The organism is Taibaiella chishuiensis, assembly GCF_003014535.1.
GTDB lineage: Bacteria > Bacteroidota > Bacteroidia > Chitinophagales > Chitinophagaceae > Taibaiella > Taibaiella chishuiensis.
The window spans coordinates 701,634-716,244 of record NZ_PYGD01000001.1 but is presented as its reverse complement, the minus strand read 5'-3'; the positions used below and the strand labels follow the sequence as shown (position 1 = coordinate 716,244).

Here is a 14,611-nt window from a genome sequence, read left to right as displayed (position 1 = left end):
CGTTATTTTAAAAGACCTTTCTCTTTCATTTCATTGATTGACTGATCGTACAGGTTGTTCTTTTCGACATCCTGCTGCATTACCCAGGTACAAAAATGCGCGATGCCTTGCTCGAAACTGACTTTCGGCTGGAAGGCCAGCATTTTTCCTATTTTACCAAGGTCGGCTATGTTGTGCCGGATATCGCCGATACGATAGTTGCCGGATATCGTTAAAGGCACATCGATACCGTATGCTTTTTTTAAGGTCTGGGCAACCTGCATCACGGTAGTACCTACACCCGAGCCCACATTGAATACCTGTCCGTTGGCTGCTTCCTGCTCTATGCCCGCGATGGTTGCATCTACTACATCCTGCACATATACGAAGTCGCGGCTTTCCAGCCCGTCTTCAAAAATATTAATGCCCTTGCCATTACGGATCAGGGTAGAAAATATGGAAAGTATGCCGGTATAAGGATTGGATAAGGACTGGCCCGGACCATACACGTTCTGGTAGCGAAAGGCTACCGGCGCAATACCAATGGCTGGGCATACCGTCATGACCATCTGCTCCTGATTTTGCTTGGTAATACCATATACCGAGGAAGGGTGGATCTGCGACTGCTCGTCAGTAGGCACCAGGCGGAGCGGCTCTTCCACACCAGGATACGTTACTTCAAAGTTGCCTGCACGCATTTCGGCATCCTGCCGGTGTGCCGGGTAAACATAGGCGCCGGTTGCCGGTACCTGGTAGCGCCCTTCGCCATAAATAGAGCGCGATGAAGCAACCACCACCTTTTTTACTTTAAGTCCTTTTTCGTTGGCGAGCAGGTCGAGCAGCAAGGCCGTACCGCCAATATTGACATCGGCATAACGTTTGATCTCATACATGCTTTGTCCGGTACCGGTCTCTGCAGCCAGGTGTACCACTGTGTCCACACCTTGTAAAGCCTGCAACAGCAGCTCGCGGTCGGTTACGCAACCTTTGATAAAACGCACTTTGGCTGCCGTAGTTTTGAATGCCTCCGTCTGTTCCGGATTTTTTCCATGGATCTGTTCGGTGAGGTTATCCAATACCACGATGTCGCCGTAGCCTTTTTCATTCAGTGTTCTTATCAGGTGGGAACCGATAAAGCCCATGCCACCGGTAATCAGAATTGTACTTGCCATTTATATAGGATTATCCAGAGTTTATTTTCAATAAGGATTATACAGGATTGTTTTACACTAGATACCATAAACGGTATACCTGTTAATAGGTTTTGTTGCGTCTTGTCTTAAACGGTCGAGATTCGTAACCTTATTAAGTTCCGACCCCTTTTCGAGCATTTTTATAACAAGCTTCAGATAGGTCAGTTCGCCGCCATGCAAGCCGTCTACCACTTCCTGGTCATTTGAGTTTACGGATGATACCGTCGTAAAATCATATAGTTCACTATTATACCGTTCAAAGACCGGCTTAATTGCCGGGTAAATTTTGGGGATATAACTATAATTACCGGATTGCTCCATGTAATGGTAGATCTCGTCTGAAAAAGGAGCCAGGAAAGCAATTACCTTTATGTTATGTGCTTTACAATACGACAATAAACGTTCCAAAATGACAAAGGCCTCCGGGTTTAATGTTGATCCGTATTCAAACTTACGGTTGCCGCTGTTAATCCTGTCGTAGGTTAAATGAAATTTATAATCAAAAGAAGCAGGATCTCCGTTGAGCAATTTGGTAAGTTCGTCGCCGTAATACATACTGCCATCGTTCAGAAAACCAACGTTATTCATAACGGCGTTTAAGCCTATCCTTTGCACGCCATCTCTCTGTTTCAGCATCGAGAGCTTCAGCTTGCGGTGAAGCAAGTTGCTGTAAATACCCCGGTAAATGGATGCCTGACTAAAATAGGTAAAACTGTTTTTCCATTTCTCTTTTGACGGAATATCCCTAAGGCTGTCGGTATTTTTGTTGAAATACCATTGATCCAGGCCGATGATCAGGTATTGGGGGTATTTCTCTTCAGGGAGGCTTTCCAGGAAAGGCTGGAAATGTGTAAGGCTTGTTGCTGCCCACCCCAGATTATAAAAGGGAACGTCAAACATTTTTGCCCGGAACTCCATCACCCTGGATGAACCCAGAGCCATAACAGTATTTTTAGGACCATCGGCAGCCACATGCCATTTAAGATAGGAGTAGTTGTTTTCGTTGTTGGAATAGCCGATTATATATTTTGCTCCACTTAAAGACAGTTGATCGATGGGCTTGAAATTTTCACCAGTAGCCCTTAATATGATAGTCGGTATTAAAAGAACGACCAGCACCGGCAATACAAACACCAGGAATTTGACAATTAATTTTTTCATATTTAAAATTGAAAGTAAATAAATTGCTGTTCTTTGCCGAAAAATGCCAATATGAGCAATATAATACAGTAGTAGGCACCGTACCGGACCAGCGAAGGCCATCGGGTGCCAAATCTGGCTAATGCATGTTGCTGCTCCCGGCCGAACCATTCCACGATCATAAACAGGAAAATGAGCACGAACATTTTAACGGGAACAACCTGCGGCATTTTGAAAAGAGAACCGGAAAAAATGGTGCCGATATAGCTGAAAGCATGAGACAGGCTCTCGGCTCTGAAAAATATCCACGCGAACATGGCCAGAAGAAAAGTGCTGCATATTCCCCAGGTTTCGCGAACTGTCGGAAAAACCTTTCCCTGGGCAACCGTTTCCAGGTTATTCCGGTTACGATTCAGCAACAACAGGGGTAAAAAATAAATAGCATTCAGCGCACCCCAGAAAACGAACGTCCAATTGGCCCCGTGCCAAAATCCGCTGACGAGGAAAATGATAAAAGTGTTCCGGATTTTCATCCAGAGGCCCCCTTTGCTTCCACCCAGTGGAAAATAGAGGTAATCCCTGAACCACGAGGAAAGGGAAATATGCCATCTTCTCCAAAATTCAGCGATATCGCGTGAGAAATAGGGAAATGCAAAATTGCGCAGCAACTCGAAACCGAAGAGCCTTGCCGTACCTAATGCAATATCGGAATAGCCGGAAAAGTCGCAGTAGATCTGTATCGTAAAGAAAAACGCGCCGAGCACCAATGTACTGCCATTATAATCTCCCGAATGATTAAAAATCATATTGGCATACTCAGCACAGCCATCGGCAATCACCACTTTTTTAAACAGGCCCCAAAGCATTTGCCGCAATCCGTCGATCGCTTTACTATAATCGAAACTCCGTTCCTTTTCCACTTGCGGCAACAGGTGTGTAGCCCTTTCTATAGGACCGGCAACCAACAAGGGAAAGAAGCTAACGAACAGCGAATAATCCACAAAATTAGTTCTGGGGCGGATTTTCTGATTGTAAACATCAAGCACATAAGAGAGGCCATGGAAGGTATAAAAAGAGATACCGACAGGCAGAATAACGTTCAACGTAGTATAACTTGCTTTAAAGCCTATGGACTGGAGTAAGGTCACAAATGAATCCGCAAAAAAATTATAATATTTGAACAAGCCCAGGAACGAGAGATTGATAGCGATACTGATGACAAGCCAGAATTTCTTGGCCCGCTTCCCTTCGCTCCGGTCGATCTTAATACCGGAATAATAGTCCAGCAGTGTAGAGAATACCAGGAGAAAAAGAAAACGCCAATCCCAGCAACTATAAAAATAGTAGCTGGCAACCAGCAGCAATACATTTTGTCCCTTCAGCGACTTTTTTAAAGGGAACCAATAGAGCAGGAAAACAATAAGCAAAAAAATTGCATATTGAAAGGTATTGAACAGCATGCTAAAGGAATATTGTTGATTTTATATTTTAATCATCATATTTTGGATACCCGTGACTACTCCACTGCATTTCTTCTTACAAACTCTTCAATATCATACATATATTTTGCTTCTTGCTTCAGTTTGGCATCGTCCCAATCCCACCACTGCATTTTCTGAAGCGCATCGATGATCTCTTTTCTAAACCTGTATTTGATAAGCTTAGCCGGGGTACCACCCACGATCGCGTAAGGCTCCACATCTTTGGTAACCACGGCGCCGGCAGCGATAACCGCCCCGTTCCCGATTTTTACGCCCCGGGAAATAATAGCGTTAATTCCAACCCATACATCATGGCCGACGACTACGGCGTCTTTTTGCGGCTGGTGCACATTTTCATCGATAAAGCCGTAATAGGGAATATGGATAATAGGGCAGGTTGTAGCCCAATCATACGGATGTCCGCTAACCCCAATCACGCATTGCCTTGCTATGGAACAATGCTTTCCGATATGTGCCGCCTCGATATAATTGATCGGGCCGCTTATATGTGAATAGTCGCCGATCGAAAAATCGCTGCCGATCGTCGTATTGCTTCTGATCATCACCTTCTTCCCGATCTTAATATTTTTGGGAATCTGGTGATTATAGATACGGGTATTGTGCTTCAGGTTATACAGTCTCCAGTAAATTTCAAGGTAGACTTTATAGATCAGGGTTTTGATAGACATCATAAGTTACATACATATTGATCGATGGTGAAATAGTGGCCACAGGGTTAATCTTCCAGAAAAGTGCCATCCTTCCGGGTCCGCAGCCAGGCTTTCTTCCCGGTATGGTACCGCTTAATAATTACGGCCGGGATACCGGCAGCCACACAATAATCCGGTATATCTTTTGTAACAACAGCATTGGCTGCTATTACACAATTCTTTCCTATTTTACTTCCCATTACGGCTACGTGCTCGCCCAGCCAGGTACCATCGCCTATTTCCACGGTTTTGTTCTGTTTTATCGGCTGGTCCATAATCGGGATATCTACCTGTTCGTAGCCATGCAGGTTATCAGAAATATATACCTTATCTGCAGTCAGCACTTTTTTGCCGATAATTACCCGATGTGTGGCATAGATATGGTTAAAGTTACCGATAACAGTCCCCTCACCGATCTCCAGTAAACAATCCGGCATACCGGTCAGTGGCTGTGCAGCCAACCAGGTTTTGTAATTGACCTGTACATTGTCCTTCAGTGCAATATATCCGGGACCGTCTACACGCAGCGGGTTTACCATAATAACGTTGCGCCCAAAGAACTTAAACTTCTTATTAATAATTTTACTATAGTATAAAACCGATAGTTTTATACTTATTCTTCTGAAAATATTCATCCGGGGCAGCTCATTTTACAGGTTACTTAAAATCAACGATCAGCCGGTTTACATAAGGATCAAGTTTGCTGACATCCCGGTTTAATTTAACGGGAGCATATTTGCGTACATAAAGCGGTAATGTTGAATATTCGATCTGGATGAGCAGCCGGTTATCGGTAACCGGGAGCAGCCCTTTGTGCATTCCGTAAGTATTAACCAAAAAGACACTTCCCTTGGGTTCTTCAAATGAAAGCACGTTCTCTTTGCCCAAAAGCGTATCGACCTCCTCATCAGTATAGCGTTTCAGCTTCGTGGCGAGATTCTTATTGTGCGATTTGGCAACATAGATATGCGGTCCCGTATCCTTTGTCACATCGGTGAGGTAAATGAATAATTTTAGGAATTTGAAATCATCCACATCGCGGTGAAAGAGCTGTGCATCCTTTGCTTTTTTCTTACCCGCAAAGGACCACCAGCCACCGACTTCGGAAACGGTAGGCGTAGCACCCAACGTTCTCCGTGCAATTTCCAACAAAGATTCGTCGTTTACGAGATCAAGAATAAGTTCGTTTTTAACCAGGTTCTGCTCATCGAAGCTGGCTACATGACAGTCTTCCGGAACGCTGTCCATCGTAAACCGGTCCTGGGGTTTATAAGTATTGTAAACGGGCAGGTCTTTCAAATACTGTTTAAGTCCGTTTATTTCCTGTTCGTTCAGCACAATGCCGAATTTAGTATATCCGTTTTCCTTAAGGTCTTCGGCATGCTTATCAATATTTATGTTCCCGAGACGTTTGGTCCCTATCGCTTTCTTATTCTTTAAAAACGCAGTCACCAGATTAATGGAAAAATTACGCTTGGGAATGCTGGTGACATTTCTCTGCCATTCAAATAGTAACCTGTTAGCTGCTTTCTTTAAAACGGACATATGATTGTTTTTTATTGTTTAAAAATAGATTTCCTGTTCTTCCTGCCGAAAAAGAGATAATAACCGATATAACTGACCACCAGGAAGCAGGCGCCGTCCATACTTTTAGCTATGGGGAAATACTCCAGCCGGATAACCGGCAGACGGCTGATCCAGACGACCAGGCCAACAAAAAGTAATACGCCGAAGCTGTAGGAAAAGAACATGATCCGGTATTTGGCCGTAAGCGTATAGATAAAATCAAGTGGCATAATCAGTATCTGTGCCAGCAGATAAGGAAATATATACCAAAGATACGGTACACCGACATTATATTTAGGCAAAAGCAAATTAACGAAATAAGGCAGGAACAGCGCTGTCATGGCAAAAGCGAACAAAGCATAACCAAAGAGGATAAGCACGTATTTTTTCATCGTGTTCTTTACCCCTGCCACATCGTTTTCCTTATACTGCAAAATGGTTTTGGGAAAAAAGATCGGGTTGATGGATGCCGGCACCAGCATGAATACGGAGCAATAGATCAATACCAGGTTGTACTTGCCCAACTCTTCGAGGCCCAGGGTATTGATAATACCCCAGCGCTCTACCTGGTCGTCCACTTTAATAAGGATACCTGCCAGGAACGGAATAAAACCGAATAACCACATTTTACGCAGCAACGACCTGCGGAACACGAGGCCTGCCGGTCTGAAATCGGGATGCTTCCATAAAGCGAAAATGATAAACAATACCGGCTGCGAGGCAATGAGCAGGATACAGCCCACCAGGCCGTAAAAAGGCACCAGCAACAGGAACAGGAAGGAAATAACCGTAGAGGATACATTCAGCCGGTTCAGCTCCGACAGCTTCTGCGCGGCAATAAGCAGGTTGCTCAACCAGGTTTTGGCCAGGGTAAACACGCCAACGATGCCGCCTAACAGTAACAGCCCGGATTGTAGTGTAAGCTTCCCGGTAACTACGATATATATCGCCAGCACCAGTACAAAAAGGAAGGAAAGTAAACCGAAGTAAGAGAACAACATACTGTTGATCCGCTTATTCACTGTTTTTGTATTCACGAAATACATCCGGAAACCGCCGCTGAGCAGGCCCATCTGGAGCATGCTGACAAACTCCATTACAGACTGTATCATGGCAATCAGACCCACTTCGTAAAAGCCCAGGTATTTCATCGTGATATAGGATTTCACGAATCCCATAAGGGCCATCACGATATTGATTACCACATAGGAGAGCTTTTGCTTTTGCCCGCTAAGCAGGCTCTTTATTTTGGCAACTTTACTCACTGTACTTCCTCCTGGTTGGCGGATTTAAAATTTCCGTAATGATTAAAAAATTCTTTCAGGCCCGCGGCTACGGTTGCGGCATTTTCGCGGAGATCGGTCTTGAGTGCGCGATGCATGCCCCCGTAAAAATCGGTAAAGCCGGTCTTTTCGCTCGTAAGCAATGCCAGTACGAAACGATACAGTTCTTCATTGTCCTGGTACACCACATCTTTGAGGGCGTACAAAGCCTCCCGCAGATCGCGGATATCCCTTACCTGTTTTACCCGCTCGCAGGCATTATAAAATGCAGAGCCGAAGGTCACCACATGTTTATTCATCAACAGGGCCTCCAGGCCGCCGGTGCCATTGATCGTGATTACGCCCTTGCAATCTTTGATGATCTGTTTGCCCGGGATAGAGGGCGCCAGTAATTTTACGTTGGGAATACTCTGGATCCGCTCATAATCTGCCCGGTCGCGGTATCCGTAAAGGTGCGGGTGGTCTTTTACATAAAGCAAAACACCGGCAGGCAGCTGCGCCGCAATATTTTCTATTAGTTTAACCTGGTTGGTATAGAGGCCATCGGCCCAGTACAGCACCACAGCCTCCGGCTCGAGGTGCAGCGGGTAGAAGTAGAAAGTGTCTTCCGCAGCAGGCTGGTCATATACGATATCGCCATAGGCTTTTACATTCCTGAGGCGGCGTTCGTTAAGGTTATCTTCGGTGATGAACAGCTCGATATTATCCAGTATGGGATCGAAGTGTGCCGGTCTGAAACGGGCTTTCAGCTTTTGCCGTAATACCGCTTTACGCAGGTCGTTGCGAAACTTGAATCCTGCGGTACCTGCGCCCAATGCACTGAAAAAAACGTTATAGGAGGACCGGAATTTGTCGAGAAAGGCCTGTACACGCGGGGTTGCCCGCTGTATAGCGGCACTGTCGAGGTGTGCGTAGCGGTAGCTTACCTCCACCGGTAAACCATTGTACTGGTCTACCATAATAAAGTTATAGGGATCTTTGTCGCCCTGCACCAGGATATGCGTGCTGTAGATGCCACCCTGGCGGCGGCATACCGCCGCGGCAACCTGGTTCATCAGCAGCGATACCGGTTCGTGGATGAAGAAATCTATTTTCCGCCCGGCAAATATGCGATTCCAGGTTTCGTAATACATCAGCGCCACCGACAGCGATTTCTCGTAACCGATATAGCGGGAGGTGCGGTTGCTCTGCAAAGCGCTGTTCAGGTTAAAGTTGCCGTCACTCTGGCTCATCAGCAACTGGTCCATTTCTTCCAGGCGTTCCGCAGTTATCTTTTCAGCAGTGAAGCCCGCCGCCAGCTCTTTGAAAACGATCACGTTTTCTATGCCAAACTGGTTTTTCAGGATATCCGCTTCTTCCCGGGCATAGGCGACGTGTACGATCTCGAAGTCATCTTTCAGATATTCGTGGAGGCTGCCATACAGGTAGGTAAGCTCGCTTCTGCTGTAGAATAATAGGGTTTTCCTGTTCATAGGGACTCGGGTAGGAGGCAATCCGGGAGGTTGCCTGGTCTTAAGACAGGGCCTCCGCTATTAAAAGTTATCCGCGATAGCCGCCGGTAAAACAAGAAGGTGCAGTTATTGATCTGCGCTGCAAGTTTATCCCGGCTGCTATAACGGACAAATTAAAAAGATACGTTCAATAAAATTTAGTCGTCTGCACCATCGCCATTTACGGTATGGCGCAGTTTCCATTCACCATTTTGCTTGGTCCAGAGGTGCGGGGAGCGGAACTCTTCGCAAAGCTCGTGGAAACGCTCGGGCTTCAAGCCGATATAGTCCATGATCTCGTTGAAGTAGCGATCCGGGAATTCGCCATCGAACTTCTTCACCAGGGCCTGCGCCTCTTCACGGGTAATGTGCTGGTTGCGGATCTCCTGCGATGCATCGTACGTGCAACGCCCGATACCGAACTTGATATAGGTGGTATAGTAGTGCAGATCGTCGATCTTGTCGTCGATACTGTTGTATTTGCTATAGGTACCCTGCGTACGGAAAGGACGGGCCTGGAAGCCGGTGTTTTCAACGGCGTAATAGTATACTTCCTGGGGTGTCCAGCGCAGGTAGTAGCCCAGGTAGTGTACCTGGATATCTGTTTTTTCCAGTTCGGAAACCGGTGGCGGCAGGAACGACATCAGGTCGGCTTCTTTTACGTCGTATTTTTCTTTCAGTTCGGCAATAGATACGCCACCCAGGTAGATCTCATCCAGGTTGTTGAAGCTGAAGTAAGATTTATCGCGCAGGGAAGTCGTGTTATCTGCTATCGGGTTACCGTATTCTGCTTCGTTTTCACCGTAGAAGATCAGGGGAATACCGTATTTAAGCGCGATCTTAGGAGCCAGGTTCTTCTGTCCCAGCATAAAGGTCTGGAAGGGGTGCATCAGGTTTTCGATCGAAAGCTTGGTCAGCAGTTTCATGATCTTACCATTGCGGTTAAAGCTCAGGTTATCGAAACCGGTATCGATCCAGTTTTTCCAGTTTTTGTAACCGTAGTCGGTGTATAAAATAGGCGGCCAGGTAATGGTAAGCGGGTTCATGCCGTATTTATATTTCAGCACGTGTGCCTGGTAAGCGCTGTCTTTACCACCGCTGCCGGGTACGATACAATCGTAGGAACCATCTTTGCTGCGGTATTTGTCCAGCAGGGCTACCAGTTCTTCTTCTCTTTTTGCCCAATCGATCGCTTCTTTCTTTTCGTTGGCACGGCAGGCGTCGCAAATACCTTCTTCGTCGAATACAAGCGTTTTTTTCTTGGTATTGATATTGTGCTTGAATTCCACCTCGGATACCGGCCGCTGGTTGGACATAACACACTTTTTACAGAATTTAACCTCGCGGGGAAGTCCGTATTTTACTTCGAGTTCACTCATCGATTATATTTTTTGGATCCAGTTTTTATAGATAGATAAGCCTTGTTCCCCGCTTTTTTCCGGGTGAAACTGGCAGGCAAAGATATTCTTTTTAATGATAGAAGAACAATATTCAAAACCTTCATACCGGGTGGTAGACAGGATCACATTCTGGTCTTCAGGCACGGCATAGTAGGAGTGTACGAAGTACTGGAACCCACCCTCGGGTAGCTCCTTCAGTGGCGTATCCTTCCAGGCGATCTGCTGCTCCAATAACCGGTTCCAGGCTATTTGCGGCACTTTTGCATTGCTGTTGTCGGGCAGGTTGTTGCTGAACTTCCGGATCTGTCCGTCCACGATACCCAATCCTTTGCTGCTGCCAAACTCTTCACTTTCCGTAAACAGAATCTGCAGGCCCAGGCACACCCCCATAAAAGCCTTGCCGGTAGCCACAAAATCTTTAACCGGTGCTACCAGGTCCAGTTTTTTCATATTTTCCATAGCATCGGCAAAGGCTCCGACTCCGGGAAGCACCAGGGCATCGGCGTTGGCAATGATATCTTTGTCGTTGGTAACGACCGCTTCCACACCCAAATGTTTAAAGGCCTGTTCTACGCTGTACAGGTTACCCAACTGGTAATCGACGATAGCTATTTTCTTTACAATGTCCTGCATGCTATATTATTTTCGGTTAACTGCGCTTTGATCTGCCCGATGCTGGCGCCGCTTATTTTATTGAATGATGTTCTTCCGCTGTTGATAAAGGATTTGTTGCCTTCGGCAGTCTTCCCGTTGTTGGCGACATTGTTGTTGAGCGCATCATAATGGATTACGGAAGCTACCGCGATCGCATCGGCCTTGCCTTCGCTGACCACATCGGAAAAATGATTGATCGAGCCGGCGCCGCCATGGGCGATTACCGGTACCGATACCTGTGCGGCAATCATGCGGGTAAGCGCTACGTCATAACCCAGGCCGGTACCATCGCGATCTACACTGGTCAGCAGTATCTCTCCGGCACCCAGTTCTTCTACGCGCTGCGCCCAGCTCAGGGCCTCGATACCCGTTTCCTCCCTGCCGTTATCCACAAAGGCCAGGTATTTGCCATCGGGTTGTTTGATGCATTCGATGGCCGCAACGATCGTAGACGATCCGAACTTTTTCGAAGCCTGGCGGATAAAATCGGGATTGCGTACTGCAGCCGTATTGATGGCTACTTTATCAGCCCCTGCACGCAGCACTTTCGTGATGTCCTCTATCGTACGGATACCGCCGCCTACCGTAAGCGGGATAAAGATATTCTTGGCAGTCTGCGTGATAATGTCACTCAGGCTGTTCCTTTCAAATAAGCTGGCTACCACATCCTGGTAAATAAGCTCATCGGCGCCCTGTTCGTAATAGTACTTCGCAAAATCTTCGGGGTTACCCAGCACCCTGAGTCCTTCGAGGTGTATGCCTTTTACCAGGTTGGGGCCTTTGATATCCAGCCTGGCGATTACTCTGATATTATTCATGTACGTAATTTTTACAAATGTATTCTGCGTATTCCCAATCGGCGGGCGTATCCAGGTCCAGGGCATAACGGGCTTCCATGGCATATTTCTTTATAGCCCTGAAGCCGCTGAAGCCCTGGTAAGCTGCCAGGCTGCCGCTGTTGATGATGTAAATCGATCCGTTGTAAGCGTACACCGGCGGCACATCCTGCCTGCGTGTATATTTGCCCGCTCCCTTTGATATCCGCAGTAAGCCGTTTTCGTTTTCTTCAAAAAGGTTGTAATACGGGTTAAAAGCCGTTTCCGTTACCGACACCACCATGTCCACCGTTTTATCAAATAAAGGAAGCGCCTCTTCGAGATGCTTTTTTTCCCGGAAGGGCGAGGTTGCCTGGAGCAGCACTACCGCATCGTATTCCAGGCCCCGGTCCTTATAGAAGGCGAGTGCATGCTGTACTACTTCGTAGCTGCCGGCATGATCGGTAGCCAGGGCATCGGGCCGCATAAAGGGCACTTCGTAACCGATCTGGCGGGCACAATCAGCAATCTTTACATCATCGGTGGTTACACATATATCACTGTCCGGCGCAAACAAACGCGCGTATTCAATGCTATAGTGGATCAGAGGTTTCCCGTTCAGCAATTTTATATTCTTGCCCGGAATGCCCTTCGAACCGCCCCTTGCCGGTATAATGAACAGTAACTTCAACTTTATAATTTTAAATGTTTGATATCCTCCTGCGCTTTCCGGTAATCTTCGTGTTTGCCGATGTCGAGCCAGTAACCCAATATCGGGAAGCTGACCACCTTCTTTTTCATACCCACCAGGGCTTCGATCAGGTCGGTAACGTTATAGAACTGCGCATCGGGTATATGGTCGATTACACTCTTCTTCATCAGGTATATACCCGCATTGGAATAGTACGTGTAACGGGGTTTCTCTTTAAGGGAATGGATCACGTTATCGCCATCTGCCTCCAGTACTGCATACGGGATATCCACATGATAGCTGGTAGCTGCGATGGCCATATCCGCATCCTGGTTTTTGAACTCGGTATAGAATTCGTGGAAATCGATATTGGTAAGCAGGTCGGAGTTCATGACGAGCAGGGTATCATGTTCATAGGTCTCCACCATTTTTACAGAACCGATGGTACCCAGGGGTTCGTTTTCCCTGATGTACCCGATATTGAGCTGCTTTGCCGCTCCATCGCCAAAGTAGCGGACCAACTGATCGGCAAGGTAATTAACGCTCAGGTAAATATTACTGATACCATGCATGGCCAACCGGTCGATATTGTGTTCGATGATGGGCTTATCGCCTACCGGCAGCAAGGGCTTCGGGGTATCCTTGGTAAGGGGTAATAACCGCTGTCCTTTGCCCCCGGCCATCATAATGGCATCTACGGGCAAAGCAATACGGTAGGTATGAAGGTTCAGGATATCGGTAACGTGTTGCGTTGCATCCACTACGGGCACAAAGAAAATACCGTTTTCGCGAAAGGCAGCCAGTGCTGCAGGGGTAATATTGTCTTTATACAGGAATTTGAACTCTGTACGCATTACCTGCGATACCGCATCATTGATCCCGATATCTTTCAGCAGCCCCCTGCGGATATCCCCGTCGGAGATAGATCCCACCAGTTTGCCATCGCCGTCCACCACGAACAGCACATTGGCAATAAGGCCCTGCTGATCGATGATCGATAAAGCATCCTTGATCGTCAGCGCGGAAGATATGATATGGTCCCTGTAATTAAACATTGTCTATATTGTAAAAGGTTTTATGAATCAAGCTGCCCCAATCCGCCAGCTTCAGGGCATCGATTATTTTCCCGGCGCTGTGCCCTTCGCCGTAAGGGTTGGTAGCCGCAGCTAACTTACCGGCAAAGGAGGGCGTTGTAAGCGTTCGGAAGGCAGCATCGATCTCGTCGGCCGATACGCCGGTGTTAATCGTGGTTTCGGCCTGTATGCGTCCCTTCTGGCGGTCGCCGATATTGATCGTGGCTTTATGAAACGAAGGCGCTTCGATGATTCCGCTGGAACTATTGCCCACAACGGCATCGACAAGCTGCATGGCCGAGAGGTAGCGCAGCTGCCCCATAGAGGTATAAGCTACGGCCTTACCCGGGCGTTGCGCCACATATTCATCGATCATTTTATTGATGGTCCGGCCTTCGGTATCTGAATTTGCCTTGGTAAATATAAAGAAGCTGTTTTCCTGGCGGTCTACGGCTTTTAACAACGCTTCGAATTGCAGGCCTGCGGAAACGGAAGCCATGGTAGCCGGATGAAAAGTAACCAGGTAGTTCCGTTCAAGGAAAGTGATACCGAGCTGCTGTTCCAGCTCCTGCCTGTTTAACAGGGGCAGGTCATGTATATTGTCCAGACCTATGGCGCCTACATTAAATACCCTTTCCGGGTTTTCGCCCAATTGGATAATGCGGTTGCGGTAAGTTTCCGTAGCGGCAAAATGGATATGGCTCATTTTCGTAATGGCGTGCCGGATGGCATCGTCAAAGGCGCCTTCCGTAATCTCGCCGCCATGTATATGGGCAATGGGTATTTTAAAGATCAATGCGGCAGAAGCTACGGCAAGCATTTCATAACGGTCGCCGAGTATCACCAGCAGGTCGGGCTGCAGGGTTTTAAAGGCGTCGGCATAACCGATCGTACCCAGGCCCATTGACTTTACGATGCCTTCGGCTGTATCCGAAGAAAGCAGCATTTCTACCTTTGCATCGATCGTATAACCGTCTGCCTCGATTTGCTTATAGGTAAGCCCGAACTCCGGCGACAGGTGCGCCCCGGTAACCAGCAACTGTAACTGCCATAAAGCCTCAGACTGAATACGTTCAATCAAAGGCTTTAGTAAACCATATTCTGCGCGGGTACCTGTGGCGATACAGATTTTCATG

Annotated in this window: 13 protein-coding genes and 1 pseudogene; all 14 read right to left on the bottom strand. The window is 47.1% G+C overall.

Annotated features, from left to right (window positions below; genetic code table 11):
• Positions 1–2: 2 nt before the first annotated feature.
• A complete protein-coding gene (locus tag B0I18_RS03035) occupies positions 3–1,151 on the bottom strand; it encodes an NAD-dependent epimerase/dehydratase family protein (protein ID WP_106521162.1) in 1,149 nt (382 codons plus the stop codon).
• A 57-nt stretch (positions 1,152–1,208) separates the two neighbouring features.
• On the bottom strand, positions 1,209–2,333 hold the full coding sequence (locus tag B0I18_RS03030; RefSeq protein WP_106521161.1) for a hypothetical protein: 1,125 nt from the start codon (positions 2,331–2,333) through the stop codon (positions 1,209–1,211).
• 2 nt (positions 2,334–2,335) lie between these two features.
• Positions 2,336–3,739, bottom strand: a complete 1,404-nt coding sequence (locus tag B0I18_RS03025; RefSeq protein WP_245882039.1) for an MBOAT family O-acyltransferase — start codon at positions 3,737–3,739, stop codon at positions 2,336–2,338.
• Positions 3,740–3,828: 89 nt separating this feature from the next.
• A pseudogene (locus B0I18_RS25480) lies at positions 3,829–4,110 on the bottom strand (CatB-related O-acetyltransferase); the annotation flags it as partial.
• Positions 4,111–4,529: 419 nt separating this feature from the next.
• Positions 4,530–5,138 carry an acyltransferase gene (locus B0I18_RS03015; RefSeq protein ID WP_106521158.1) on the bottom strand — a complete coding sequence of 203 codons (609 nt, stop codon included), beginning with the start codon at positions 5,136–5,138 and terminating at the stop codon, positions 4,530–4,532.
• A gap of 22 nt (positions 5,139–5,160) precedes the next feature.
• Positions 5,161–6,048, bottom strand: coding sequence for a phytanoyl-CoA dioxygenase family protein (locus B0I18_RS03010; protein WP_106521157.1), 888 nt, complete (start codon positions 6,046–6,048; stop codon positions 5,161–5,163).
• An 11-nt stretch (positions 6,049–6,059) separates the two neighbouring features.
• A complete protein-coding gene (locus B0I18_RS03005; protein ID WP_106521156.1) occupies positions 6,060–7,334 on the bottom strand; it encodes a lipopolysaccharide biosynthesis protein in 1,275 nt (424 codons plus the stop codon).
• Entirely contained in the window at positions 7,331–8,824 is a 1,494-nt protein-coding gene (locus B0I18_RS03000) for a capsular polysaccharide export protein, LipB/KpsS family (RefSeq protein WP_106521155.1), read from the bottom strand. The genes B0I18_RS03005 and B0I18_RS03000 overlap by 4 nt, the downstream gene beginning before the upstream one ends.
• A 176-nt stretch (positions 8,825–9,000) precedes the next feature.
• A complete protein-coding gene (locus B0I18_RS02995; protein ID WP_106521154.1) occupies positions 9,001–10,221 on the bottom strand; it encodes an N-acetyl sugar amidotransferase in 1,221 nt (406 codons plus the stop codon).
• A gap of 3 nt (positions 10,222–10,224) precedes the next feature.
• Positions 10,225–10,875, bottom strand: coding sequence for an imidazole glycerol phosphate synthase subunit HisH (gene hisH, locus B0I18_RS02990; RefSeq protein WP_106521153.1), 651 nt, complete (start codon positions 10,873–10,875; stop codon positions 10,225–10,227).
• Complete coding sequence (gene hisF, locus B0I18_RS02985) at positions 10,860–11,714, bottom strand: imidazole glycerol phosphate synthase subunit HisF (protein ID WP_106521152.1); 855 nt, start codon at positions 11,712–11,714, stop codon at positions 10,860–10,862. Before hisF ends, hisH begins: the two co-directional genes overlap by 16 nt.
• Positions 11,707–12,402 (bottom strand): acylneuraminate cytidylyltransferase family protein, encoded by a 696-nt coding sequence (locus B0I18_RS02980; protein ID WP_106521151.1) that lies wholly within the window; start codon positions 12,400–12,402, stop codon positions 11,707–11,709. Before B0I18_RS02980 ends, hisF begins: the two co-directional genes overlap by 8 nt.
• Positions 12,403–12,404: 2 nt before the next feature.
• Positions 12,405–13,457 carry a nucleotidyltransferase family protein gene (locus B0I18_RS02975; protein ID WP_106521150.1) on the bottom strand — a complete coding sequence of 351 codons (1,053 nt, stop codon included), beginning with the start codon at positions 13,455–13,457 and terminating at the stop codon, positions 12,405–12,407.
• Positions 13,450–14,610, bottom strand: coding sequence for a UDP-N-acetylglucosamine 2-epimerase (gene neuC, locus B0I18_RS02970; protein WP_106521149.1), 1,161 nt, complete (start codon positions 14,608–14,610; stop codon positions 13,450–13,452). Before neuC ends, B0I18_RS02975 begins: the two co-directional genes overlap by 8 nt.
• Between the last annotated feature and the right edge of the window lies 1 nt (position 14,611).

Excerpts from the sequence above, each read along its gene's own strand:
- B0I18_RS03035 (WP_106521162.1), bottom strand. The coding sequence starts at position 1,151 with ATGGCAAGTACAATTCTGATTACCGGTGGCATGGGCTTTATCGGTTCC.
- B0I18_RS03030 (WP_106521161.1), bottom strand. The coding sequence starts at position 2,333 with ATGAAAAAATTAATTGTCAAATTCCTGGTGTTTGTATTGCCGGTGCTG.
- B0I18_RS03015 (WP_106521158.1), bottom strand. The coding sequence starts at position 5,138 with ATGAATATTTTCAGAAGAATAAGTATAAAACTATCGGTTTTATACTAT.
- B0I18_RS03010 (WP_106521157.1), bottom strand. The coding sequence starts at position 6,048 with ATGTCCGTTTTAAAGAAAGCAGCTAACAGGTTACTATTTGAATGGCAG.
- B0I18_RS03000 (WP_106521155.1), bottom strand. The coding sequence starts at position 8,824 with ATGAACAGGAAAACCCTATTATTCTACAGCAGAAGCGAGCTTACCTAC.
- B0I18_RS02995 (WP_106521154.1), bottom strand. The coding sequence starts at position 10,221 with ATGAGTGAACTCGAAGTAAAATACGGACTTCCCCGCGAGGTTAAATTC.
- hisH (WP_106521153.1), bottom strand. The coding sequence starts at position 10,875 with ATGCAGGACATTGTAAAGAAAATAGCTATCGTCGATTACCAGTTGGGT.
- hisF (WP_106521152.1), bottom strand. The coding sequence starts at position 11,714 with ATGAATAATATCAGAGTAATCGCCAGGCTGGATATCAAAGGCCCCAAC.
- B0I18_RS02975 (WP_106521150.1), bottom strand. The coding sequence starts at position 13,457 with ATGTTTAATTACAGGGACCATATCATATCTTCCGCGCTGACGATCAAG.
- neuC (WP_106521149.1), bottom strand. The coding sequence starts at position 14,610 with ATGAAAATCTGTATCGCCACAGGTACCCGCGCAGAATATGGTTTACTA.